The organism is Limnohabitans sp. (genome assembly GCF_046052825.1).
Taxonomy (GTDB): Bacteria; Pseudomonadota; Gammaproteobacteria; order Burkholderiales; family Burkholderiaceae_C; genus Limnohabitans.
Map to the genome: position 1 here is coordinate 36,369 of NZ_JAVLFP010000028.1, position 22,142 is coordinate 58,510.

Annotated in this window: 24 protein-coding genes; 18 read left to right on the forward strand and 6 right to left on the reverse strand. The window is 60.7% G+C overall.

Annotated elements, in window-relative coordinates:
• Window position 1 precedes the first annotated feature (1 nt).
• Window positions 2-724, forward strand: a complete 723-nt coding sequence (locus ACKWJN_RS04060; RefSeq protein ID WP_408594764.1) for an ABC transporter ATP-binding protein — start codon at window positions 2-4, stop codon at window positions 722-724.
• Window positions 725-825: 101 nt separating this feature from the next.
• Here ACKWJN_RS04060 and ACKWJN_RS04065 read toward each other — a convergent pair whose 3' ends face one another.
• Genes ACKWJN_RS04065 through ACKWJN_RS04075 form a run of 3 tightly spaced genes read right to left on the reverse strand, consistent with a single transcriptional unit; the run spans window position 826 to window position 3,665 of the window.
• A complete protein-coding gene (locus ACKWJN_RS04065) occupies window positions 826-1,428 on the reverse strand; it encodes a DUF1080 domain-containing protein (protein ID WP_408594766.1) in 603 nt (200 codons plus the stop codon).
• Window positions 1,429-1,459: 31 nt separating this feature from the next.
• Entirely contained in the window at window positions 1,460-2,656 is a 1,197-nt protein-coding gene (locus tag ACKWJN_RS04070) for an FAD-dependent monooxygenase (RefSeq protein ID WP_408594768.1), read from the reverse strand.
• Window positions 2,657-2,663: 7 nt separating this feature from the next.
• Window positions 2,664-3,665: a Bug family tripartite tricarboxylate transporter substrate binding protein gene (locus tag ACKWJN_RS04075; RefSeq protein WP_408594770.1), complete on the reverse strand. Its 1,002-nt coding sequence runs from the start codon at window positions 3,663-3,665 to the stop codon at window positions 2,664-2,666.
• Window positions 3,666-3,822: 157 nt separating this feature from the next.
• Between ACKWJN_RS04075 and ACKWJN_RS04080 the strand changes: the two genes are divergently transcribed.
• The gene (locus ACKWJN_RS04080; RefSeq protein WP_408594772.1) at window positions 3,823-4,428 is read left to right on the forward strand and encodes a nuclear transport factor 2 family protein; all 606 of its coding nucleotides are present in this window, start codon (window positions 3,823-3,825) and stop codon (window positions 4,426-4,428) included.
• Between the two features lie 2 nt (window positions 4,429-4,430).
• On the forward strand, window positions 4,431-5,414 hold the full coding sequence (locus tag ACKWJN_RS04085) for a Bug family tripartite tricarboxylate transporter substrate binding protein (protein ID WP_408594774.1): 984 nt from the start codon (window positions 4,431-4,433) through the stop codon (window positions 5,412-5,414).
• Between the two features lie 18 nt (window positions 5,415-5,432).
• Here the strand turns inward: ACKWJN_RS04085 and ACKWJN_RS04090 are convergent, their stop codons facing one another.
• Complete coding sequence (locus tag ACKWJN_RS04090) at window positions 5,433-6,359, reverse strand: LysR family transcriptional regulator (RefSeq protein ID WP_408594776.1); 927 nt, start codon at window positions 6,357-6,359, stop codon at window positions 5,433-5,435.
• A 104-nt stretch (window positions 6,360-6,463) separates the two neighbouring features.
• Between ACKWJN_RS04090 and ACKWJN_RS04095 the strand changes: the two genes are divergently transcribed.
• The 5 genes from ACKWJN_RS04095 to ACKWJN_RS04115 are packed head-to-tail and all read left to right on the forward strand — an operon-like array spanning window position 6,464 to window position 9,605.
• Entirely contained in the window at window positions 6,464-7,297 is an 834-nt protein-coding gene (locus ACKWJN_RS04095; protein ID WP_408594778.1) for an intradiol ring-cleavage dioxygenase, read from the forward strand.
• 27 nt (window positions 7,298-7,324) lie between these two features.
• Window positions 7,325-7,633, forward strand: a complete 309-nt coding sequence (locus ACKWJN_RS04100) for a YciI family protein (protein ID WP_408594780.1) — start codon at window positions 7,325-7,327, stop codon at window positions 7,631-7,633.
• An 11-nt stretch (window positions 7,634-7,644) separates the two neighbouring features.
• Complete coding sequence (locus ACKWJN_RS04105; RefSeq protein ID WP_408594782.1) at window positions 7,645-7,956, forward strand: Dabb family protein; 312 nt, start codon at window positions 7,645-7,647, stop codon at window positions 7,954-7,956.
• A gap of 31 nt (window positions 7,957-7,987) precedes the next feature.
• The gene (locus ACKWJN_RS04110; RefSeq protein ID WP_408594783.1) at window positions 7,988-8,575 is read left to right on the forward strand and encodes a malonic semialdehyde reductase; all 588 of its coding nucleotides are present in this window, start codon (window positions 7,988-7,990) and stop codon (window positions 8,573-8,575) included.
• Window positions 8,576-8,594: 19 nt separating this feature from the next.
• Window positions 8,595-9,605: a tripartite tricarboxylate transporter substrate binding protein gene (locus tag ACKWJN_RS04115; protein ID WP_408594785.1), complete on the forward strand. Its 1,011-nt coding sequence runs from the start codon at window positions 8,595-8,597 to the stop codon at window positions 9,603-9,605.
• Window positions 9,606-9,617: 12 nt separating this feature from the next.
• Here the strand turns inward: ACKWJN_RS04115 and ACKWJN_RS04120 are convergent, their stop codons facing one another.
• Window positions 9,618-11,591, reverse strand: coding sequence for an amidohydrolase (locus ACKWJN_RS04120; RefSeq protein ID WP_408594787.1), 1,974 nt, complete (start codon window positions 11,589-11,591; stop codon window positions 9,618-9,620).
• Between the two features lie 185 nt (window positions 11,592-11,776).
• Here ACKWJN_RS04120 and ACKWJN_RS04125 point away from each other — a divergent pair, with 185 nt between their 5' ends.
• From ACKWJN_RS04125 to ACKWJN_RS04170, 10 genes are all read left to right on the forward strand, one after another.
• Window positions 11,777-12,256 (forward strand): (2Fe-2S)-binding protein, encoded by a 480-nt coding sequence (locus tag ACKWJN_RS04125; RefSeq protein WP_408594789.1) that lies wholly within the window; start codon window positions 11,777-11,779, stop codon window positions 12,254-12,256.
• Between the two features lie 10 nt (window positions 12,257-12,266).
• The gene (locus tag ACKWJN_RS04130) at window positions 12,267-14,561 is read left to right on the forward strand and encodes a molybdopterin cofactor-binding domain-containing protein (protein ID WP_408594790.1); all 2,295 of its coding nucleotides are present in this window, start codon (window positions 12,267-12,269) and stop codon (window positions 14,559-14,561) included.
• Window positions 14,562-14,587: 26 nt separating this feature from the next.
• Window positions 14,588-15,553: a Bug family tripartite tricarboxylate transporter substrate binding protein gene (locus ACKWJN_RS04135; protein WP_408594919.1), complete on the forward strand. Its 966-nt coding sequence runs from the start codon at window positions 14,588-14,590 to the stop codon at window positions 15,551-15,553.
• Window positions 15,554-15,569: 16 nt separating this feature from the next.
• Window positions 15,570-16,544, forward strand: coding sequence for a Bug family tripartite tricarboxylate transporter substrate binding protein (locus tag ACKWJN_RS04140; RefSeq protein WP_408594792.1), 975 nt, complete (start codon window positions 15,570-15,572; stop codon window positions 16,542-16,544).
• A gap of 1 nt (window position 16,545) precedes the next feature.
• On the forward strand, window positions 16,546-17,829 hold the full coding sequence (locus ACKWJN_RS04145; RefSeq protein ID WP_408594794.1) for a 3-isopropylmalate dehydratase large subunit: 1,284 nt from the start codon (window positions 16,546-16,548) through the stop codon (window positions 17,827-17,829).
• Window positions 17,822-18,346 carry a 3-isopropylmalate dehydratase gene (locus tag ACKWJN_RS04150; RefSeq protein ID WP_408594795.1) on the forward strand — a complete coding sequence of 175 codons (525 nt, stop codon included), beginning with the start codon at window positions 17,822-17,824 and terminating at the stop codon, window positions 18,344-18,346. The genes ACKWJN_RS04145 and ACKWJN_RS04150 overlap by 8 nt, the downstream gene beginning before the upstream one ends.
• Complete coding sequence (locus ACKWJN_RS04155) at window positions 18,343-19,263, forward strand: oxaloacetate decarboxylase (RefSeq protein WP_408594797.1); 921 nt, start codon at window positions 18,343-18,345, stop codon at window positions 19,261-19,263. The genes ACKWJN_RS04150 and ACKWJN_RS04155 overlap by 4 nt, the downstream gene beginning before the upstream one ends.
• A 151-nt stretch (window positions 19,264-19,414) precedes the next feature.
• On the forward strand, window positions 19,415-19,645 hold the full coding sequence (locus ACKWJN_RS04160; RefSeq protein WP_100146834.1) for an addiction module protein: 231 nt from the start codon (window positions 19,415-19,417) through the stop codon (window positions 19,643-19,645).
• Window positions 19,642-19,944 carry a type II toxin-antitoxin system RelE/ParE family toxin gene (locus ACKWJN_RS04165; protein ID WP_408594800.1) on the forward strand — a complete coding sequence of 101 codons (303 nt, stop codon included), beginning with the start codon at window positions 19,642-19,644 and terminating at the stop codon, window positions 19,942-19,944. The genes ACKWJN_RS04160 and ACKWJN_RS04165 overlap by 4 nt, the downstream gene beginning before the upstream one ends.
• A 281-nt stretch (window positions 19,945-20,225) precedes the next feature.
• On the forward strand, window positions 20,226-21,119 hold the full coding sequence (locus ACKWJN_RS04170; protein WP_408594802.1) for a tetratricopeptide repeat protein: 894 nt from the start codon (window positions 20,226-20,228) through the stop codon (window positions 21,117-21,119).
• Window positions 21,120-21,170: 51 nt separating this feature from the next.
• Here ACKWJN_RS04170 and ACKWJN_RS04175 read toward each other — a convergent pair whose 3' ends face one another.
• Window positions 21,171-22,106: a LysR family transcriptional regulator gene (locus ACKWJN_RS04175; protein ID WP_408594804.1), complete on the reverse strand. Its 936-nt coding sequence runs from the start codon at window positions 22,104-22,106 to the stop codon at window positions 21,171-21,173.
• Between the last annotated feature and the right edge of the window lie 36 nt (window positions 22,107-22,142).

Below are 22,142 nucleotides of genomic sequence, written 5' to 3' on the forward strand. Positions count from 1 at the left end.
GATGACAACACACACACCGTTGTTAGACGTTCGCGGTTTGAATGCCTGGTACGACCGCAGCCATGTGGTGCAAGACGTGTCGTTTCATGTCAATGCGGGCGAGATCGTCACGCTGATGGGGCGCAACGGCGCTGGCAAAACCACCACCTTGCGCACGCTGATGGGCTTGGTCACCAAATGCACTGGCAGCGCCGTGTTTGCAGGCCAAGAATTGCTGACCCAAGCCGCCCATGCGCGTTTTCATGAAGGCTTTGCCTATGTCCCGGAAGACCGCCGCATCGTGCCTTCACTCACCGTGCGGGAGAACTTGCAATTGGGGCTGCTGGCGAGTCGACGCAAGGTGGATATCGATGCCCGCATTGAGGTGATTGCCGAAACCTTCCCTCGCCTGAAAGAACGTCTGTTGCAAGAGGCCACCTCGATGTCGGGGGGCGAGCAGCAGATGCTGGCCATTGCCCGCGCCATGATGGCCGAGCCGCGCATGATTTTGTTGGACGAGCCCTCCGAGGGCATCATGCCGGTGCTGGTGGACGAGATGTTTGAGCTGTTTGCGCGCATGAAGGCGCAAGGCATCACCATTTTGTTGGTGGAGCAAAACGTGTCTCGTGCCTTGTCGGTGTCAGACCGTGCCTACATCTTGGACCAAGGCCTGATCGTGCACGAGGGCAGTGCCCAAGCCTTGTTGGCTGACGACGCCATTCAAAACCAATACTGCGCGGTCTGAATGCTGCGGGTTCAGCGCGGCGTTTGAAGCGCCCTGTGTGGTGCCCGCTGTCAGTCCCAAATGCAAACGGCCCGAAAGGGCCGTTGCTCTTGTCGCGGCTGTTAAATGGGTCGAATCAGCACCTTGCTGAATTTCACAATGCCGCTGCCGTACTGCAGCGCCAGATGGCCTTTGGCCAACTTGCTGTCGGTGGCGTCGGCCGTGACCACGCCGTTGAGCTTGACGATCAAGCGGTTGCCTTTGGCGGTGATTTCCAACTTGTTCCACTGACCACCCGCCTTGGGCATGGGTGAGACCTTGGCCACGTCCACAATCGCACCCGTGCCATACGAGGGGTCAGGCCGGGTGTCCCAGATGTTGATTTCGTAGCAGCTGTCGGCGCCAATTTTTTTCGCGTCCTGGCAGCGGATGAAGATGCCGCTGTTGGTCTGTGAGTCGACCCAGAACTCGGCATAGATTTCTTGGTCGGCAAAGCTTTCTTTGGTCACCAGATAGCTGGGCCCGACCTTTTGAATCAGGTCAGCTTGCAGCAAACCGTCTTGGATGCGCCAGTTGCCGTCGCCCACCACGGTGTAGCCGTTGAGGTTGCTGTGGCCATCGAACAAGGTGGTCCAGCTTTTGTCGTGCATGCTGAGGTTGGCGCAGGCGGTCAAGCTCAGGGCCGCTGCGGCTGCGGCAATTCGTTTCCAAGTGAAAGTTTGCATCTGTGTCTCCTGTTGTCGTGGGTTAAAAACTTCAAGCTGCCTCAAGGCTGACGGTGGCTGCGTTGTATTCAAACAGCCAGGTGTAGCGGGCATTGATTTTTTCCGTCGTCCATTCGCTGCTGACGTAGCTTTGTGCGCCTTGTGCATCGCTGAGCAATGGGTTGTGAAAACGTTTGGCATTCTCGGTTGAACCTACCACGATTTTGGAGGTGCGCTCCAAACGCACCGCCTCGTAGCGGGACAGGGCGGTTTCGGGCTGGTCGGCGAAGCGTTCCAAGCAGCGGGCCAAGACGATCGCGTCTTCAAGGGCCATCATGGCGCCTTGGGCCAAAAATGGCAGGGTGGGGTGGCAGGCGTCGCCCAGCAAGCTGATGCGCCCTTGCTGCCACGTGGGTAGGGGGGGGCGCCCCATCAACGCCCATTTGTAGGGGGTTTCGATGTGGGCAATCATTTCTTGCACATCGCTGTGCCAACCCGCAAAGTCTTGGGCACATTCGGCCTTGCTGCCGCGTTCGTTCCAAGATTCTTGCTGCCAGTCGTCGCGCTCGACAATCCCTACAAAGTTGACCAGCTCGCCTCGGCGCACCGGGTAGTGCACCACATGGCGCCCTGGGCCCACCCAGTTGATGCCGATCGGGCGTTGCAAATGCGCCGACAGTTGTTCGGCCGGAATCAGGCCACGCCACGCCATGCAGCCGGTGAACACGGGCTGGTCAGCACCAAACAAACAACGGCGCACCACCGAGTGCACGCCGTCGGCGCCGATCAGCACGTCGCCCACGGCAGACGCACCGTGCTCAAAGTGCAAGGAGACTGTTGGCCCTTCTTGCCGGATGTCTTTGACTTTGTGGTTCAGGTGCACGCAGCCGGGACGCAGTTGGTTCAAGGCATCGACCAACACGCGGTGCATGTCGGCGCGGTGCAGCATCAAGTAGGGGTGGCCGTAGCGCTCAATCGACTCGGCACCCAGGTCAAACAATTTCCAGGTCTGTCCAGAGCTCCACAGGCGTATTTCTTTGCCCGTGGGGTGGCAGGCCACGGCGCTGAGTTCATCGCCAAGCCCGAGTTCATCAAACAGACGCGAGCCATTGGCGCTCATTTGCACCCCCGCACCCACTTCGCCCAGAACGGCCGCTTGCTCGTACACCGCGACCTCAAAGCCTTTTTGGGCCAACGCCAAAGCGGCCATCAGGCCCCCAATGCCGGCCCCTGCAATCAGTATGCGCATGTCGATCTCACTCGGGTTTGATGTTGCGACGGGTCACGATGGTGCGCCACTTGGTGAGGTCTTGCTCAATGGCTTGACCCAAAAACTCAGCACTGGAGTTGACCGGCTCTAATCCACCCGCCACGATTTGTGCCCGTGTGTTGGGCTCGGTTACCACTTTGAGCAAGGCTTTCTCCAGCACCGCCGTCACCGCCGCCGGTGTGTTGGCGGGTGCCACCAAACCAAACCATGAATAGGCTTCCCAAGAGGCTTTGCCCACCAACTCTCCCATGGTGGGGATGTCTGGCAATCCCGGGTAACGCTTGGCGCCTGCCACCGCATAGGTGTTGACCTTGCCGGCCTTGATCTGTGGCGTCATGAACTGCGCGGTTTCAAAAATCAAATCGACTTGACCGCCGAGCAAATCGTTGAGAGCTGGCGCACCACCTCGGTAGGGAATGTGCACCAGGGATGCCCCCGTCATTTCTTGAAACAGTTCACCGGCCAAATGGCCAATCGAGCCCGTGCCTGCCGTGGCGTAGCTCAAGCGGTTGGTTTTGGCATAGGCCAGCAACTCGGCCATGGTTTTGGCGGGCAAGCCTGCACGACCCGCCAGCATCATCGGTCCGCGCACCACCATGCCAATGGGCTGGAATGATTTGACCGGATCGTAGTTGAGGTTGGGGTACAGCGCTGGTGCCACCACCAAGCTGCTGGTGCCGCCCCACAGCAAGGTGTAGCCATCGGCAGGGGCGCGCGCCACAAAGGTCGAACCCACGGTGCCACCGGCACCGGCGCGGTTGTCAATCACCACGGGTTGGCCCAGCACCTGAGACAGCTCTTTGCCAATCAGGCGGGCGTTGGCATCGGTGGGGCCGCCAGCCGGAAAGGGCACGACGATGGTGATGGCTTTGCTGGGAAATGTGTCGGCCAGTGCAGCACCGCTCAGGCACAGGCTGCCAGCCAAGACCAGCAAGGTGCGGCGAACGATGGACACAGGGTGAAACACAGCGGTCTGCAAGCGAGGCATGGGGAAAGACTCCAACAATCTGAGGTGAACCAAGGATACAAAACTACATTGGACGATGTTTCTTTTTCAGTCTGCGCAAAACTAATTTTCAACCCAAGCGTTGACGTTGGGCAGGACTGCTTCTAGAGTCTGCGCCATTCAATCTAAAGGACCGGGCATGACACACGAGATGGAACAACAACTTCGAATTCGCCAACTGGTGGAAAACTGGGCCGTTTGGCGCGATGCGGGCCTGTGGGACCGTTTCCGCACCGTTTGGCATGACGACGGCGTGATGATGGCCACCTGGTTTCAGGGGCCGTTTGAAGAGTTCATCCGTGTCACCATCGAAGGCTGGAACAAGGGCGTGAGCATTCTGCATTTTTTGGGCGGCTCGTCCATCGACGTGCAGGGCACGCGTGCGATTGCGCAAACCAAGATGACCATTTCGCAGCGCGGCTTGATCGAAGGTGTGTTGTGCGATGTGGTGTGTACCGGGCGCTTCTACGACTTTTTTGAAGAGCGCAACGGCCAATGGGGCTTGGTGCACCGTCAACCCATTTATGAAAAAGACCGTGTCGACCCCGTTGACTCGGCGGCCACCTTGCACATCGACCAAGCGGCCTTGGCCAACTTCCCTGAAGGCTACCGTCACCTGGCCTACATCCAAACCCGCATTGGCTACACCGTGAAGATGGACATGCCCATGCTCAAAGGCGAGGGCGTGCAAGACCTGTACCGCCGTGGCGCCGATTGGTTGGCCGGCAAGCCCCTGGAGCGTTGAGCATGGCCTACCCACGCCGCACCCACCTGAAACTCTTGGGCGCCCTGATGGCGGGGGCCTTGCCCTTGAGCGGCTTGGCCCAAGACGCTTACCCCAACCGCGCCATCCGCGTCATCGTGCCGCAGCCGCCCGGGGGCGGATTTGACTTTGTGGCCCGCGTGCTGGCCGACAAACTGGGCCAGGTGTTCAAACCCGGCGTGGTGGTGGAGAACCGCACGGGCTCTGGCACCTTGGTGGGCACCGATCTGGCGGCCAAAGCGCCGGCCGATGGCTACACCTTGTTGATGGGCTCGGTCTCCAACTTGGTGCTGAATGCAGGCTTGTACAAAAACCTGAGCTACGACCCGGTGAAAGACTTTGAGCCGATTGGCTTGGCTGTGTCGTACAGCTACACCTTGGTGGCGCGCAAAGATTTGCCGTTTGGCAACCTGGCCGAACTGGTGGCTTATGCCAAAGCCAACCCCAACAAAGTGAGCTACGCCTCGGCGGGCAATGGTTCAGGCCAGCACATCTTGGCGGCCGCCTTGTGGCATTTGGCGGGCGTGCAGTTCACCCATGTGCCCTACCGTGGCGCGCAGCCCGCTTACACCGATTTGATCGGTGGGCGTGTGGATGTGTTTTTTGACCTGTCTCCCACGGCACGCACGCACGTGGATGCGGGCAGCCTCAAGGCCTTGGCCGTGTCGGGTGCCACCCGTTCTCCCATGCACCCCACGGTGCCCACCCTGCGCGAAACCGGTGTGGCGCCGTTGGAACTGGAGTCGTGGTTTGGTTACTTTGCGCCTGCGCGCACGCCTGCCGCCGAGCTCAACCGCTTGCGCACCGAACTGCGCAAAGTCATCACCGCGCCCGATGTGATGGAGCGTCTGGAAAAGGCCGGCGGCAAACCCTTGGCGCTGGTGGGCGACGAGGCCAAGGCTGTACTGCGGCGCGACCTGGACCGATGGGTACCCTTGATCAAGGCGGCGGGCATTCAGCCGGAGTGACCTGGGATTCACCGCGCTTCAAAAACCCTGCTGCCCCGTCCACTTGCGCTCGTAGCCGTGGCGCTCAAACTCTTCCACCATGAAGTCGATGAAGCTGCGCACCTTGGCTGACAGGTGTTTGCGGCTCGGGTAGGCGAGGTTGATGTGCAGGCGTGGCAAGTCCCAGTCGTCCAAGATGGGGACCAAGCGGCCCGCCACGATGTCTTCGAACACGATGTAGGTGGGTTGCACCAAGATGCCCATGCCCTCCAGCGCCGCAGCGCGCAAGATTTGCCCGTCGTTGGACTCGAGCAGGCCCAAGGCCGGCACCACCACCGCCGCGTCACCTTGGGTGAAACGCAATTCATTGGGGTTGTTGGCATGCAGGTACACCAGCAGTTGGTGGGCTGACACATCGCTGGGGTGCTGGGGTGTGCCCATGCGGGCCAAATATTTGGGCGACGCCACCAAAATGCGCCGCGTGGTGGCCAGGCGGCGGATGGTGATGTTGCTGTCGGGCTCCATTTCACGGGTGCGCACCGCCACGTCGATGCCGTTGTCGATCAAATCCAAATAACGGTTCGACGCCTCAATGTGCACCTTGACCTTGGGGTAGCGCTGGGTGTAGTCGCCAATGCGCGGCGCAATGAGTTGCATGGCAAACGACAGAGAAGCGCTGATGCGCAGCGTGCCGCTGGGGTCGAGCGTGGCCGAGTTGACCTCGGACTCGGCATCGGCCAAGTCGTTGAGGATGGCGCGGGCTCGGCTGAAAAAAGCCTGACCTTCGCCGGTGGGGTACAGGCGTCGGGTGTTGCGCTCGACCAAGCGCACGGCCAAGCGAGCTTCGAGCGAGGCGAGGTGACGGCTGGCGGCGGCATTGGACAGGTCCAAGGCCAGCGCGGCTTTGCTCAGGCTGCCGGTTTCCACCACGCGGACAAACAGTTCTAGTTCTTTGAGGCGATCCATGTATCTTTCCGCTGGCCGGAACAATGATTTTCTATTTTGGGTCTTTCAATCGTCTGCTGCAAATCTTAAAGTCGCCGACACGTCATCACCCTAGGACACACGACATGCGTAATTTGAACCAAGACACCATCACCCAAGCCGTGATCGCGCGCTTTGCCAACACCCCCGACCCACGTCTGAAAGAAATCATCAACAGCTTGGTGCAGCACCTGCATGCGTTTGCGCGTGAGGTGCGCCTGACCGAGAAAGAATGGGAGCAGGGCATCGACTTCTTGACCCGCGTGGGCCAAAAGTGCGACGACAAGCGCCAAGAGTTCATCTTGCTCTCGGACACCTTGGGTCTGTCCATGCTGACGGTCGCCATGAACAACGACAAGCCAGAGGGCTGCACCGAAGCCACGGTGGTCGGGCCTTTCCATGTGGAAGATGCACCGCATTACGAACACGGCGACGACGTGGGCAACGGTGCCGTGGGCCAACCCTGCTTGGTACGCGGCACGGTGCGCGGCTTGGACGGCAAGACCATCTCCGGTGCCTCGATGGAGGTGTGGCAAGCCGATGCCAATGGCTTGTACGACGTGCAACTGCCCGACTACGCACATGCCTCAGCGCGGGGTATTTTGAAGTCGGGACCGAATGGCGAATTCCACTTCCGTTCCATCTTGGCCGAGTCCTACCCGATCCCCCACGACGGCCCTGTGGGCGAGATGTTGATTGCCACCAAGCGTCATCCCTGGCGCCCTGCGCATTTGCATTTCATGATCATCGCCGAAGGCTACGAGACCTTGACCACCCATGTGTTTCGCAACGACGACCAGTACCTTGATTCAGATGCCGTGTTTGGTGTGCGCCAATCCTTGGTGACGGACTGGACGCAGCAGCCCGATGGCAGCTGGCTGGTCGATTACGACTTTGTCTTGAACCCCGTGGCGGCTTGATGTGAGCCAGCAACAAGGCGAGGCCCCATGATCTTCACGTTCTTCTTGATCGACAAGCCCGACAGCGCCGCTTTGCGCACCGAGCTGCGCCCTGTGCACAAGGCGTACTTGGCGCAAGTGGCTGACCGCATCGCATTTGCCGGCCCCCTCACACACGACGACGGCCACACCATGTTGGGCAGTTTGTTGGCGATTGACTTTGCATCGCGCGACCAGGCCCACGCTTGGTTGGCCCAAGAGCCCTTCACCCAGGCTGGCTTGTACGCGCGCACCGAGGTGCAAGCGTTTGTCAACCTGTGGCCGCAGAAAGCTGGCTTTGCGCCGGCAGCGGATTGAAAGGTCTGCCTGTGATCAAACACATCGTGATGTGGAATGTCGAGGGCGACACGCCCGAGCGCAAACACACCAACCGCCAACTCATCAAGTCTGAGTTTGAAGCGCTGAAGGGGCACATTCCGGGGTTGTTGGCGCTGGAAGTGGGCATCGACCACAGCCATGTCGACTATGCTTGCGATGTGGTGCTCTACACTGAGTTCGACTCGCAAGAGTCGTTGGATGCCTACGCATCTCACCCGGCGCACTTGCGCGTGAAACAAACCCTGGGAACGGTGCGTATCGCCCGCCACCAAGTGGATTTTGTGAGCACAGTGGCTGCCTGATTTTTTCTATTTTTCTTTTCTTGAGGCTTTCATGACCATTTCCAAAGACGCCATCGACCATCTGTTCACCAACGCACGCACGGCCAACGGGTTCATTGACAAACCCGTGCCTTTGAGCCTGCTCAAAGAGGTGTACGAGATTGCCAAGATGGGCCCCACCTCGATGAACACCCAGCCCACACGCTACGTGTTCTTGACCACCCCCGAAGCCAAGGCCCGTTTGTTGCCCGCCTTGTCGCCCGGCAACGTGGACAAAACCAGCCAGGCACCCGTCACCGTGATCGTTGCCAACGACACCCAGTTCTTCGAGCACATGCCTGTGGTGTTCCCCAACAAGCCCGACGCCAAGGAAATGTTTGCGGGCAACGCTGGTTTGGCCGCAGGCACTGCCACCCGCAACGGCACCTTGGGCAGCGCCTACTTCATGATTGCAGCCCGTGCGCTGGGTTTGGACTGCGGTGCCATGAGTGGTTTCGATGTGGCCAAAGTCAATGCCGAGTTTTTCCCTGACGGACGCTTGCAAGCCAACTACCTGATCAACTTGGGTTACATGGACACCACCAAATTGTTCGGCCGCAACCCACGTTTGACGTTCGAACAAGCCACGCAAGTTCTGTGATTCACAGATCGCTTTCGCCATGACCACCTTGTCTCGTGCCACCTCCATCCCCCGCGCTTTGGCGCGTGTTGCCTCGGTTCTTGTGTCGGCGGGTATGGCGGGTATGGCGGCGGCCCCTGCGCTGGCAGCGGACCCGGCCTATCCCAGCAAACCCATCCGCTTGTTGTTGGGGTTTTCTGCCGGGGGTGGCTCAGACATCGTGGCGCGTTTGGTGGCCAAGCCGCTGGGCGAGCGCTTGGGTCAAAACGTGGTGGTCGACAACAAGCCCGGTGCCGGGGGCAACATCGCCTCCGACATGCTGGTGCGCGCTGCGCCAGATGGTTACACCCTCATCTTGTTGCCCAGCGGTCACGCCAGCAGTGCCGCCATGAAAAAGAGTTTGCCGTTTGACCCGGTGAAAGACTTTGCCTGGGTCAGCACCGTCACCACCTACCCGCTGGCGCTGACGGTGATACCGGGCTCGCCCATCACCTCGTTTGCCGACTTCGTCAAACGTGCCAAAGCTGAACCTAACAAATACACCTACTCCTCCGCAGGTGTAGGCACGGCCATGCACTTGGTGGCCGAATGGGCGTTCAGTGAAGCGGGTGTGCAGGTCACGCACATCCCCTTCAAAGGCGGTACCGCACCCATGACCGAGCTGTTGGCTGGGCGTGTCGATGTGATGATCGACACCATGACGCTCACAGCTTCGCTGCTCAAAGACCAACGCGTTCGCGCGATCGCAGTGACCTCACCGGTGGGCGGCAGCCCCTTGGCAGGCGTGCCCACGGTGGCAGACACCTTGCCTCAGGTGGTGTTTGAGTCGTGGTTGGGCATCGCAGCCCCAGTGGGCACGCCGCCCGCTGTGTTGGAGCGTTTGAACAAAGAGATCCGGGCTGTCCTGGCGCAAGACGATGTGCGCCAAAAGTTGATTGACTTTGGCGGTTCGCCGCGTGCCAGCAGCCCTGCGGAGTTCCGTCAGCGCGTCGAGCGCGACATCGGCAACCTCAAAAAAGTGGTGGCCGATCGCCGCATTGATCTGGAGTAAAACCCCTCGCGTTCAAAACGCGCAAGGGCACTCCATGCGCCATGAGCCTGCATCGCCAATGATCAAGGGGTGCTGGTGCCCCGCTTGGGCTGAGCGATTGGGCGTGGGTGCCTCCATGCCGGCACGCTTGTAATAGCGGCCATAGTCTTTCATGGGCAACCAATCTTGGTTGATGGGCGGTGCGGCTTGGGCCAAGGTCTCATAAGCACCGGCTCCGTACACCACGTTGCCCCCCACCATGGTGAGCACCGATTCGAGGTTCTTGATCTCATCGACTGGCATGTTGAAGTAGTCCCCCGACAAGAACACCAGGTCGGCAAACTTACCCACTTCGAGCGTGCCCTTTTTGTTTTCTTCGTTCGACATCCAGGCGCCGCCTGTGGTGTACAGGCGCAAGGCCTCGGTGCGGTCCAGCAGGTTGTGGTCGCCTTGGAGCTTGGCTCCGCCCAGAGTTTTACCGGTGATCAACCAATGCACGCCCACCCAGGGGTTGTAGCTGGTGGCGCGGTTACCGTCGGTGCCTGCGGCCAATGGAATGCCCATTTCACGAATGCGCTGGATGGGCGGCGCATTGGCCGAGACTTGCGGGCCGTAGCGTTTGAGAAAGGCCTCGCCATCCAAGGACATGCGGTTTTGGATGTTGATGCTGCCGCCTAGGGCCGCCACACGCTCCAAGGTTTGGGGAGACAGCGTTTCGCAGTGGTCCAAGCCCCAGCGCAAGCCGGTGAGGGGCACTTCGCGGTGCACTTGTTCCAGCACACCCAAGATGCGTTGTGCGGTGGCGTCAAAGCTCGCGTGCATGCGAAACGGCCAACGTTGGCCCGCCAAGAATTTGCCCACGGCCGTGAGTTGGCTCTCCATCACGGCAGGAATGGTGGGCGGTGCTTTGTCAAAGTTGGTCACGTCACCTGCGGCCCAAACGATGTACTCACCCGCGCCGAGCATGCGGAAGTAGTCGTCGCCTTCGCCCACTTGAACCATCTTGCTCCAGGCCTGGTAGTTGTCAATTTCCTTGCCACCGGCTTGTGCAAACAGCTCGTAGCCAATGCGCATGGTCATTTTTTTGTCGCGCGCCAACTGAGCAATGGCAGCGTAGTTGTCGGGGTAGTTTTGGCCACCGCCGCCGGCGTCGATCACGCTGGTCAGACCCAGGCGGTTGTTCTCGCGCATGAAATGCTGGGTCGACAAAATTTGGTCATCGGGCGACAGGCGTGGAATCTTCAACCAGGTGTTGACCAGCGCAGGCAGGCCAATGGTGGCCACCAACAAGCCGGTGGGGTTGCCCGCGCCGTCGCGCTCGATCTGGCCGCCAAAGGGGTTGGGTGTGTCTTTGTTCCAGCCCAGCACGCGCAAGCCGGCGCGGTTGATCCACGCACGGTCGTACAAGTGCATGATCATGGCGGGGGTGTCGCCCGTGGCGGCGTTGATTTCGTCCAACGTGGGGAAACGCTTTTCGGCAAACTGCGCCCAGGTCCAGCCGCCAATCACCTGCACCCAATGCGGGGAGGGTGTGCGTTGCGCTTGGATGCGTAAGATTTCTAAGCCATGGCTGAGCGACGACAAACCGTCCCAGCGCACTTCCATCGAGTAGGTCAAGCCACCGCGAATGAAGTGGGTGTGGGCGTCGTTCAAGCCCGGCACGATGGTCCGTTTTTGGGCGTCGATGACACGGGTGTTGGGGCCCTTGTGGCGCATCACCTCGTCTTCGCTGCCAATGGCCAAAATCTTGCCGTCGGCAACGGCGATGGCGCTGGCCGTGGCTTGTTTGGGGTTGAGGGTGGCGATGCGGGCGTTGAAGATGAGGGTCTCTGCCGTGGGCGCGGGCGCCAACAAAGTGGCGCAGCCGCTGATCGACGACAAACTGCCCACCGCCACGCCGCCGCCGATCAGGTCGCGTAAAAACTGGCGTCGTCCGAAGAAGCTTTGCGCGTTCTCCGAAGGGGTTTGGCAGGCGAGGTCGGTGCAGTCGGGTTGCAAGCAAATCATGAGGCGTCTCCAAGTTTTGCCGCGCATCATGGCTGGCCGTGCGCCATGAGGCTGACACGTTGGTGACTGGTTGAGGGCTGTCACCTAAGTACATACCCAAAGGGAAAACGCTGAGGTGTTGGCGCGCGATCGTCATTAGCATGCGAACAGTTTTTGTAGAAACCTTTTTCCTTCCAGGAGACGCCATGCCCAATTACGCCCTCAACGTCGACGGAGCCTCGCACACGGTCCAAGCCGAGGCCGATGAACCGCTGTTGTATGCCTTGACCGACAAGCTCAAACTCAAAGGCCCCAAGTTTGGTTGTGGTTTGGCGCAGTGCGGCACCTGCACGGTGTTGGTGGACGGCAAACCCACGCGGTCGTGTGTCACGCCCACCAGTGTGGCGGTGGGCAAGTCCATTCGCACTTTGGACGGTTTGTCGAAAAACGGCCAACTCCATCCCGTACAAGAAGCCTTTGTGCATGAGCAAGCTGCCCAGTGCGGCTACTGCTCGAACGGCTGGATCATGAACAGCGTGGCTTTGCTGGAGAAAACACCCAAGCCCACCCAGGCACAGATCAAGCAAGCCTTTGCCAATGTGCAATGCCGTTGCGGCACCCAAATTGCCATCATGCGCGCGGTCAAACGCGCCAGCGACACCATGACCCCCAACGCCAAAGCCTGAAGGAGCCACCATGAACACACCCAAGCTTTCCCGTCGTGAATTCATGCAGACCCAAGGCGCCCTGATTGTGGGTGCCAGTGGCTCTGTTTTTGTGGGCGATGCCCTGGCGCAAGCCGCCGCCCCGGTGGTGATTGGCCCACAACCCACGGCACTCGACACCTGGATTCGCATTGCCACCAACGGCCATGTGACGGCCAACTTTGGCAAGATGGATTGCGGCCAAGGCCTGGACACCGCCATCGCGCAGATCGTGGCCGAAGAGCTCGATGTCTCGATGGACGCGGTCACCGTGGTGATGGGCGACACCAGACTTACGCCCAACCAAGGCGGCGGCAGCGGCAGCACCGGTTTGCGCATGGGCTCCAACCCGCTGCGCAACGCCGCCGCTGAAGCCCGTCGTTTGCTGGTCGAAGCCGCCTCGGCCCGTTTGGGTGTGGCCGCCAGCGAACTGGCCACCGAGAACGGCCGTGTGTTTGTCAAAGCCAACGCCGCGCAAAGCGTGAGCTACGCCGACCTGATTGGCGGCAAAGACTTTGGCGCCTCTTTGAAATGGAACAACGCCATTGGCAACGGCATGAACGCCCAAGGCATGGCCAAGCCCAAAGACGTGTCGCAGTACAAGGTCGTGGGTCAAGGCTTCAAGCGCAAAGACATTGCCGAGAAGGTAGGCGCAAAAGAGCACTACACGGCGCACATCCGTCCTGACAACTTGTTGCACGCCCGCCCCGTGCGCCCCCCTGTGGCGGGCGCCGTCCCTGTGTCGGTGGATGCTGCCTCGATTGCCAACATCCCCGGTGCCAAGCACTTTGTCAAGGGTGGCTTTGTGGCCGTGTTGGCCGAGACCGAGTGGAACGCGGTGCGTGCGGCGCGCCAACTCAAGGTCACTTGGTCGGATGCCAAAGGGCCTTTGGGTGCAGGAGAAGCCAACGTGTTTGAGCACATCCGCTCGGCGCCTGTGACCGCATCCAATGCGATTCCCATTTTTGGCGGTAAGAAGGACTACGACCCCAAGCCCACCCTGGCTGCCTTGGCGACTTCCAAGCGCGTGATCGAGGCGGAGTACGAATGCAGCTTCCAAACCCACGCCCGCATCGCCCCTTCTTGCGGTGTGGTCGACGTCAAAGGCGACCAAGTGCAAGTGTGGGCCGATGTGCAAAAGCCACACTTTTTGCGCGAAGGCATTGCCAAGTTCTTGGGCTTGCCTGAGGCCAATGTGCAAGTGAAGTGGATGCACGGTGCTGGCTCGTATGGTCGCAGCGATGCCGATGAGGCGCCTTATGAGGCCGCGCTGTTGTCCAAAGAGTTTGGCCGTCCTGTGCGCATGCAATGGTCGCGGGCCGATGGCATGGCCTGGGGCCCCAAAGCGCCAGCCGCTGTGGTCACCCTGAAAGCGGGTCTGGACGACGCCAACAACGTCACCGGCTGGTTGTTCAAAGTCAAGGGCTTCAACGGCTGGGACGTCAAGTTCAATGCCGAAAGCCCAGAACACACCTTGGTGGGCATGCAAACCGGGCACAAAAAGTGGACGGCCTACAACTTCAACGTGCCCGAAGAAAGCTACAAGTTCAACAACCATGTGCACTGGTGGGAAACCATTCCGCCTTACATGGAGCAGGCCTCGCCCATGCGCACCGCCCACATGCGCGCGCCACAAGAAATGCAAACCCGCTTTGGCCAAGAATGCTTCATGGACGAAGTGGCGCATGCCACGGGCATGGACCCGGTCGCATTTCGCTTGAAGCACATGCAAGACCCGCGTGAAGCCGATGTGGTCAAAGCGGCCACCGACAAACTGGGCTGGGCACCGCGCAGCCAGCCGCGTGGCAAGTCGAACGCCAAGGTCATGACCGGTCGTGGCCTGGCCTTGCATGCCGGCTATGGTTCTTACGCTGCCGTGGCGTGCGAAGTGGAAGTGCACCGCGACACCGGGCGTGTCTGGGTCAAACGCTTGGTGATTGCCAACGATTGCGGCTTGATCGTCAACCCGATTGGTGTGCGCGCAGCGATGGAAGGGCAGATCATGCAGGGCATCAGCCGTGCGTTGTACGAAGAAGTGCACTTTGACGCCCAGCGCGTCAACAGCGTGGACTGGAACAGCTACCGCATTGCCAACTTGGACGACATCCCCGGTCAGGTGGAAATCGTGTTGCTCAACCGTCCCGACAAGCCCATCGGTGGTGCCGGAGAACCTGCCATCGTTTGCTTCCCCGCGGCCATTGCCAATGCGGTGTTTGATGCCACTGGCGTGCGCATCCGCCGCTACCCACTGGCCCCAGCGCGCGTCAAGCAAGCGCTGACCACCTGAGCGGCAAGGCCACCATGTCCACGTCGATGCACCGTCGCAGCTGGTGGTTGGCTTGTCTGAGCCTGGCACTGTGCAGCGGCGCACAAGCGCAAGACAAGTACCCCAGCAAAACCGTGACCCTGGTGGTGCCCCAAACTGCGGGCGGCGCCAACGACGCCATTGCCCGCGTGTTGGCGCAAAAGCTCAGCGAGCAATGGGGCCAGCCCGTGGTGGTGGAAAACCGTCCCGGTGCGGGTGGCAATGTGGGCACGGCCTCGGTGGCCAAGGCCAAGAACGACGGCTACACCTTGCTGGTCAACGCCGACAGCGCGCAGGTCATCAACCCGTTTCTCTACCAACGCACGGGTTTTGACCCGGTGAAAGACTTTGACCCCGTGGCCCCCTTGGCCAAGGCCGGTTATGTGTTGGTGGCCAACCCGGCATTGCCTGCCAACACCATGGCCGAGCTGATTGCCCTGGCCAAGTCCAAGCCCGAGCCGCTGGCGATCGCTTCAGCGGGCAACGGCACTTTGAACCACCTGATTGGGGAGATGCTGCAAAAAGCCACCGGCATTCAGCTGCAACACATTCCCTACAAAGGCGCGGCCATGGCGGCCACCGATGTGGTGGGCGGGCAAGTGCCGCTGTCGGTGCAAAGCATGCCGTCTTCGATTGCTTTCATCCGCTCGGGCAAGCTCAAGGTGTTGGGGGTGGTCAACGAAAAGCGCTTGGCGGCACTGCCCGATGCGCCCACGATTGGCGAGACCGTCAAGGGCTTTGGTGCCACGCCTTGGTATGGCATGTTTGCCCCGGCGGGCACGCCCAAGCACATCCTGGCGCAAATTCAAGGCGAGGTGGCCAAAGCGCTGGATGCCAAGGAAACTCAAGACAAGTTGGCGACTCTGGGCTGCGAGCCATTCAAAGGCACGGCAGACCAACTCGCTATCATCGTGCGCGACGACTTGCAACGCTGGTCGCGCATCGTCAAAGATTCGGGTGCGAAGGTTGATTAGCCACTTGCGAGAACACATGAACACACGACAGTTTTTAGCGGCACTTTTGGGTGCCGTTTTTTTTGGAGGGCTGTCTGCAGCACACGCTGCCGATCCCTTTCCCACACGGCCCGTCAAGTTGCTGATTGGCTTTGCCCCGGGCGGCAGCTCGGACACCGTGGCGCGCATCATGGCACCCCGCATGGGCGAGTTGCTCAAGCAGTCGGTGGTGATCGAAAACCGGCCTGGCGCCGGTGGCAACATCGCCTCTGAGCAATTGGTCAAAGCGCCCGCAGACGGTTACACCATCATGCTGGGCACCATTGGTTCGCTGGCGGTGAACCAACACATCAACAAGCTCAGCTACAACCCGGTCACCGACATGCAGGCCTTGAGCATGGCCATCGTGTTCCCCAACGTGTTGGTGGTCAACGCCAACAGCGACATCCGTTCCCTGGACGACTATGTGCGCCAGGGCAAGACCGAGCGCTCGCGGGTGTCGTTTGGCTCTTCGGGCATTGGCAGTGCAGGGCACTTGGCGGGTGAGTTGTTCAAGGCCACCGCCAATTTGACCAACCAGCATGTGGCCTACCGGGGTGGCGCGCCCGCCATGAACGATTTGTTGGGTGGGGTGCTGCCCTCGATCTTTTCCAGCCCGACCGATGCCATGCAGTTCATCCAAAACGGCAAGCTGCGCCCGCTGGCCGTGACCAGCGCCAAGCGCATGGACGTGTTGCCCAACGTGCCCACCATGGCCGAGTTGGGCTACCCCGGCTTTGAGGCTGTCAACTGGTATGCCTTCACCGCGCCGCTGCGCACCCCCCCAGAGGTGGTGAAGCGTTTGAACGAGGTCATCACCACCACCTTGAATGACCCCCATGTGGCCGCGCAGCTGCGCAAACTGGGATTGGTCCCCACACCCACCTCGCCCGAAGACACCGCACGCTACATGCGGGTGGAAAGCGACAAGTGGGGCGCGATTGTGCGCAATGCAGGCATCAGCGGAGATTGACATGAGCGCCACCATGGCTGAAAAAATACTGGCACGACGTTCGGGCCAAACCGAGGTGCACGCGGGCGACATCGTCGTGGCCCAGGTGGATTACGCGATGGTGCACGACGCCCGTGCCCCCAACGCCATTCGCATGGTCGAGAAGATGGACGCCAAGCTGCCCTTTGCCTCCAAGACCGCGTGGGTGCTCGACCATTACTCGCCCCCGCCCACGCTAGAGGCGGCACAAGGCCACAGCGCCATGCGCCGTTTTGCCAAAGAACACGGCAGCCAGCTGTACGACATTGGCGACGGCATTTGCCACCAGGTACTGCCTGAAGGCGGTCACCTGACCTGTGGTGACTTGGTGGTGGGCACCGACACCCATTCGGTCACCTACGGCGCGTTCAACGCCTTTGGCACCGGCATCGAAGGCACCGACGTGAGCGCCGTCATGGCCACCGGCAAGGTGTGGCTGCGTGTGCCCGAGTCGGTGCGCGTCACCCTCAACGGCCGTTTGCAACCCGGTGTCTGGGCCAAAGACCTGACGCTGTACATGCTGGGTCGCTTTGGCGCGGAAGGCTTGAACTACCGTGCCATCGAGTACGTGGGCTCGGCCGTGAGCGCCATGGAAATCGACGACCGCATGACCCTGGCCAACCACGCCGCCGAACTCGGCGCCAAGGCCGCGCTGCTCGAAGCCGATGACAAAACCTTCGCCTGGCTGGCGGCGCACGGTGCGCGTCCACCCCAGCCTGTGTTTGCCGATGCCGACGCGGTGTATGCCGATCGGCTGAACATCGACGCCTCGCAACTCGCGCCCCAAGTCGCACGCAAGCATGCGGTGGACGATGTGGTGGCCGCCCAGGAGGTGATCGGCCAAAAGATCAACTTTGCGCTGATTGGCACCTGCACCAACGGCCGCTTGGACGACATGCGCCAAGCCGCCGCGATTTTGAAAGGCCGCCGTTTGGCCTCGGGCGTGCGCATGATCATCACCCCCGCGTCGCGGCAAATTTATTTGGCAGCTTTGCGGGAGGGCCTGATTGAGACCTTGACCGAAGCCGGTGCCTCGGTGGAAGCCGCAGGCTGCGGCACCTGTGTGGGCATCACCAACCATTTGATTCCGGGTGACCGTGAGGTGGTGATTTCCACCGCCAACCGCAATTTCCAAGGCCGCTTGGGCAACCACGAGGCCGAGATTTGGCTCGGCTCGGCGGCCACGGTGGCCGCGTCTGCCCTGACCGGGCGCATCACCGACCCGCGCACGGTGGAAGGCGGTCAATGGGAGGCCAGCCATGTCTGAACACTTGATGGAAGCCACCGCCTGGGTGCTGGGCGACGACGTCAACACCGACCTCAACTGCTCGGGCAAATACCTGCCCGGTAAAGACGAGGCCTACATCGCGGCCCACGCCTTTGAAGCCGTCGATCCGAGTTTTGTGCAGCGCTTCAAGTCGGGCGACATCATCGTGGCGGGCACGCACTTTGGCATCAACTCCTCGCGGGAGCAAGCGGTACACATCTTGCGCCGCATGGGCGTGGCGGCCATCGTGGCGCCGTCGTTCGGGCGCCAGTTTTTCCGCAACGCCATCAACAACGGGCTCTTGGTGCTGGAGTGCGACACCACGGGGCTGCTCAACGGCGCCTCAGCGCGTTTGGACTTGCAGGCCCACACCTTCACGGTGACCCCAGCCGACGCCAGTCAGCCGCCCATCACGCGCAGTTTCAGGGCGTTGCCCGAGGCCATCTTGGCCATCTTGCGTGAGGGCGGGCTGATTCCGTTCTTGAAAAAATACCCCAACTGGGAAGTCACCGCATGACCACCACCTCTCGCGCCCCGGGCCGCGTCACCCGCATCCGCCAAGCTTTTCAGAAGCGCTTGACCACCGTCCAACAGCGTGCTTTGGTGGCACCCGGCATCTACGACGGCTACGGCGCACGCCTGGTCGCACAAGCCGGGTTCGAAGCTGCGTACATGACCGGCAACGGCGTGTCGGCCTGTTTGTTGGGTCGCCCCGATGTGGGCTTGATTGATTTGACGCAGATGGCCAACCATGCCCGCAACGTGGCGGCCTGCATGGACTTGCCGCTGATTTGTGACGCTGACACCGGGTATGGCGGCATCGTGGCCTTGCAGCGCACGGTAGCCGAGTTTGAGGCCGCAGGCGTGGCCGCCATCCACATCGAAGACCAATGCTCACCCAAGCGCTGCGCCCAGTTGCCTGGCGCGCGCACCGTGCTGCCGTTTGACGAGGCGGTGGCCAAAATTGCCGCGGCCGTGGCGGCGCGCAACGACCCCGACTTCATGGTGATTGGCCGCACCGACAGCGCGGCCTCCATGGGGCTAGACGAAGCCATCCGGCGTGCCCAAGCCTTTGCGCAGGCAGGAGCTGGGGCCGTGTTTGTGGAACTCAAAGGCCACGCGGGCATCCTGGCCGACATCCGCCGCATCGCCGATGGGGTGCCGGTGCCCTGTGTGGTCAACATCGACGCCGGTGGCGCACTGGCCGAGTTGACCTCAGACCAGTTGCACACCCACGGCATTGGCGTGGCGATTTACCCCGGCATGATCCGCAACGCCGTGGGTTTTGCCATGCGCGAAGCCTTGGGGCACCTCCAGCTGGACGGCAGCACCGCCCAGGTGCGCCCACGCATGCTGTCTTCGCGCGAGTACAACGACGTGTTGGGCTTGCCCGACGTGGAGGCGTGGGAACAGCGCTTCGACCCCAAGACCTGAGGGGTGTCCTGGGGTCTTGCGAAAGTGCTTTGAAGATGCGATCCCACCCGCCAAATTGACACCAAAGCGAGTGGCACTGATGCACCACTCGAAAGACGCCCAAGGTTCATTGGAGGTTTAAACTTACTCCATCGCTTCATGGAGAACGTGGATGTCTAGTTTGCTTGCCGAGTTGTCTGAACGTGCCCGTCAGCTCTCACCACAAGAGCGGGCGCAACTTGCTGAGGGGCTCCTAGAGTCGCTACAGGAACTGTCATCGCCAGAGGTCGATGCTGCTTGGGATGCCGAGATTCTTAAACGAATAGGTGAGTACGAGCGCGGCGAGGCTTTGCTTTTGCCCGCAGTCGATGTGTTTGCTGAAGCGCGTCGTCTCACGCAGTGATCAACGCACGCTTTCATAGCGAGGCTCGTCTTGAGTTCCTGGACGGGGTTACCTATTACGAAGCCATTGAGCGTGGCCTCGGAAACCGATTCCGTCAATCCGTTGAAGCCGCTGTGTCGTTGGCGCTGTCGATGCCACTTGCCGGGTCTCCCTACAAGCATGGAACGCGTCGCGTTTTTTCCAATAAGTTTCCCTTCTCAATTGTCTACATGGTGGAGGAAAACGAAATTGTCATATTTGCCGTCGCGCACTTCAGGCGCAAACCCGGGTACTGGAAAAGTCGTCGGCATGACACTTAGCGGGTCATTCCTTCCTAAGGCAACGCTTACCGCTGAATTGCGTTTTGACACCTCAGTTATCACCTTCTAGCCATCAATATGCGGGATCGTCACAGCTCAAGCATGCTGTCATCGCGCGAGTACAACGACGTGTTGGGCTTGCCCGACGTGGAGGCGTGGGAACAGCGCTTCGACCTAGAAAGTGAAAGGTTGTCGGGCGACTTCACTTGAAATTCACGTGCAAGCCCCACAATTGACCCTCCTGCAGCCTAGGGCTGTGTTGATTTTGAGAGGGTCAATCCATGTTGTTGAATGTTCCTAGCTTCTTAAAGCCCGTTTTGATGGCGCTGTTGTTGACAGTCTCGGCCTTGGCCATGGCGCTGCCAACCCCCAAAGACATTGAAACGGCCGTTCGTGAGGGCCACATGGCGCAAGCCGAGTCGATGCTGCGCGAGGTGATCCAAGAAAAGCCCCAAAGTGCCAAAGCCCACTACGAGCTGGGCCAAGTGCTGGCGCGCGAAGCCCGCTACCCAGAGGCCTTGACTGAACTCAAGCAAGCCAAAACCATCGACCCCACTTTGAAGTTTGCGGGCAGTGACGCCCAGTTCAATTCGGTCTTTGACAAGGTCAGCGCCGCTGCGACGCCAGCTGTCACGCACAGTGCGCCGGCCACCACCTCGGTGCAAGCCGCCCCGGTGCCACAAGCCCCAGCAACCAGCGGTAGTTCATCCTTGAGCTACATCTGGATTGCCATCGCCCTGGTGGTGGTGGTGGCCTGGCTGGCTCGCCGCTTTGTGACCAGCAACCCGCCGAGTGGTGGCGTGATGCAAGCCCCCATGCAGCCCGCCATGCAGCCTCAGCCTGCCCGTGGCTTTGGCGCGCAATTCACGCCCAACCAGCCGGGTTACGGTCCACAAGGTTATGCACCCCAAGCGCCCAGTGGCGGTTCCACCATGACCGGTGCCGTGGTCGGTGGATTGGCCGGAGTGGCCGCAGGCTATGCCTTGTCCAAAGCCTTGGAAGGTGACCACCACAGCAGCAATGCGCCCGCCGCAGACCACAACAACGCCAACGGCGGCTACGTGCCTTTCGATGCGCCTGCGCGCCCTGATTTAGGCAGTTTTGACGCCGGCTCTGGCAGTGGTTGGGACGACAGTGGCAGCAGCGACTCAGGCGGTGGGGACGACAACTGGTGATGGCCCGCCCGCCAGGGTGATGCCTTGTTCATCCAGCACGTGGTGCGCGCCTTAGCCCGGCTGGGCTTGCCCTAGCGTGTGACCCAACAGGGCCTGGCCCACCACCTCTTGCGTCACCCGCTGTGCAGCTTTGTGGGTGGTGGTCATCGGACGCCGCGCCGACCACACCAGCATGAGTTGGCTCAACAACTGGGGGCGCTCGATGCGGTGGGTGCTGAAATCTTTGGGTTTGGCAAAGTTGCTCAGGGTGTAGGCGGGCAGCACGGCGTAGCCCAAGCCTTCTTTGACCAGTTCCAAAATCGCGTTCAATCCATCGATCTCCAGCACGATGTGGGGCTTGCGGTTGAGGCGTTGCATTTCGGTGTCGATCAACAAACGAAACGCGTTGGGTCGGCTGGGCAAGATCAGCGGCAAATCAAACAGCGCTGACAAGGCCACCTTGGGTTGCAGCACAGCACCCGCCAGCTTCGCTTTTTTGCCGGCAATCAAAATCAAGGCGTCTTCGTGCAGCACCGTCATTTCTAAATCCGGCGAGGGCGGGGGGTTGTAGAGCACCGCCATGTCCAGGCGACCCGCTCGCAAGCTCTCGAGCATGGGCACCGAAAAGCCTTCGGTCAGCGACAACTGCGACTGCGGCAATTGGTCCCGAAACGAAAACGTCAGGGGCACGGTGATGAGCTTGGACAGGCTGGGCGGCAGCCCAATCGACACCCGCCCGGTCAGGGCGCCGCGCACCGAGGCCAGTTCTTCTTGCGCCACGGTCACTTGGTGCAAGATGCCGCGCCCGTGCTCCAGCATCACCAGACCGGCTTCGGTCACGGTCACGCCGCGGCCGTTGCGCAACAGCAGGTTTTGTCTTAACTCCACTTCCAGCTGGCGCACATGGCGGCTCAGCAGGGGTTGTGGCATGCCCAGCGCAATTGCGGCTTTGGTGAAGCTGCCGAGCTCCGCCACCCGGACAAAGGATTCGATTTGCTTGAGTTCCATGGCTTTTTTGAAAATGAATAACCTATTGTCTGTTAT

Bases quoted from the DNA above. Each gene is read 5' to 3' on its own strand.
- ACKWJN_RS04170 (WP_408594802.1), top strand. From the start codon at position 20,226: ATGTTGTTGAATGTTCCTAGCTTCTTAAAGCCCGTTTTGATGGCGCTG.
- ACKWJN_RS04120 (WP_408594787.1), bottom strand. From the start codon at position 11,591: ATGATTTGCTTGCAACCCGACTGCACCGACCTCGCCTGCCAAACCCCT.
- ACKWJN_RS04075 (WP_408594770.1), bottom strand. From the start codon at position 3,665: ATGCCTCGCTTGCAGACCGCTGTGTTTCACCCTGTGTCCATCGTTCGC.
- ACKWJN_RS04175 (WP_408594804.1), bottom strand. From the start codon at position 22,106: ATGGAACTCAAGCAAATCGAATCCTTTGTCCGGGTGGCGGAGCTCGGC.
- ACKWJN_RS04095 (WP_408594778.1), top strand. From the start codon at position 6,464: ATGCGTAATTTGAACCAAGACACCATCACCCAAGCCGTGATCGCGCGC.
- ACKWJN_RS04125 (WP_408594789.1), top strand. From the start codon at position 11,777: ATGCCCAATTACGCCCTCAACGTCGACGGAGCCTCGCACACGGTCCAA.
- ACKWJN_RS04085 (WP_408594774.1), top strand. From the start codon at position 4,431: ATGGCCTACCCACGCCGCACCCACCTGAAACTCTTGGGCGCCCTGATG.
- ACKWJN_RS04110 (WP_408594783.1), top strand. From the start codon at position 7,988: ATGACCATTTCCAAAGACGCCATCGACCATCTGTTCACCAACGCACGC.
- ACKWJN_RS04160 (WP_100146834.1), top strand. From the start codon at position 19,415: ATGTCTAGTTTGCTTGCCGAGTTGTCTGAACGTGCCCGTCAGCTCTCA.
- ACKWJN_RS04080 (WP_408594772.1), top strand. From the start codon at position 3,823: ATGACACACGAGATGGAACAACAACTTCGAATTCGCCAACTGGTGGAA.
- ACKWJN_RS04140 (WP_408594792.1), top strand. From the start codon at position 15,570: ATGAACACACGACAGTTTTTAGCGGCACTTTTGGGTGCCGTTTTTTTT.
- ACKWJN_RS04155 (WP_408594797.1), top strand. From the start codon at position 18,343: ATGACCACCACCTCTCGCGCCCCGGGCCGCGTCACCCGCATCCGCCAA.
- ACKWJN_RS04150 (WP_408594795.1), top strand. From the start codon at position 17,822: ATGTCTGAACACTTGATGGAAGCCACCGCCTGGGTGCTGGGCGACGAC.
- ACKWJN_RS04070 (WP_408594768.1), bottom strand. From the start codon at position 2,656: ATGCGCATACTGATTGCAGGGGCCGGCATTGGGGGCCTGATGGCCGCT.
- ACKWJN_RS04135 (WP_408594919.1), top strand. From the start codon at position 14,588: ATGCACCGTCGCAGCTGGTGGTTGGCTTGTCTGAGCCTGGCACTGTGC.
- ACKWJN_RS04145 (WP_408594794.1), top strand. From the start codon at position 16,546: ATGAGCGCCACCATGGCTGAAAAAATACTGGCACGACGTTCGGGCCAA.
- ACKWJN_RS04130 (WP_408594790.1), top strand. From the start codon at position 12,267: ATGAACACACCCAAGCTTTCCCGTCGTGAATTCATGCAGACCCAAGGC.
- ACKWJN_RS04100 (WP_408594780.1), top strand. From the start codon at position 7,325: ATGATCTTCACGTTCTTCTTGATCGACAAGCCCGACAGCGCCGCTTTG.
- ACKWJN_RS04090 (WP_408594776.1), bottom strand. From the start codon at position 6,359: ATGGATCGCCTCAAAGAACTAGAACTGTTTGTCCGCGTGGTGGAAACC.
- ACKWJN_RS04060 (WP_408594764.1), top strand. From the start codon at position 2: ATGACAACACACACACCGTTGTTAGACGTTCGCGGTTTGAATGCCTGG.
- ACKWJN_RS04115 (WP_408594785.1), top strand. From the start codon at position 8,595: ATGACCACCTTGTCTCGTGCCACCTCCATCCCCCGCGCTTTGGCGCGT.
- ACKWJN_RS04065 (WP_408594766.1), bottom strand. From the start codon at position 1,428: ATGCAAACTTTCACTTGGAAACGAATTGCCGCAGCCGCAGCGGCCCTG.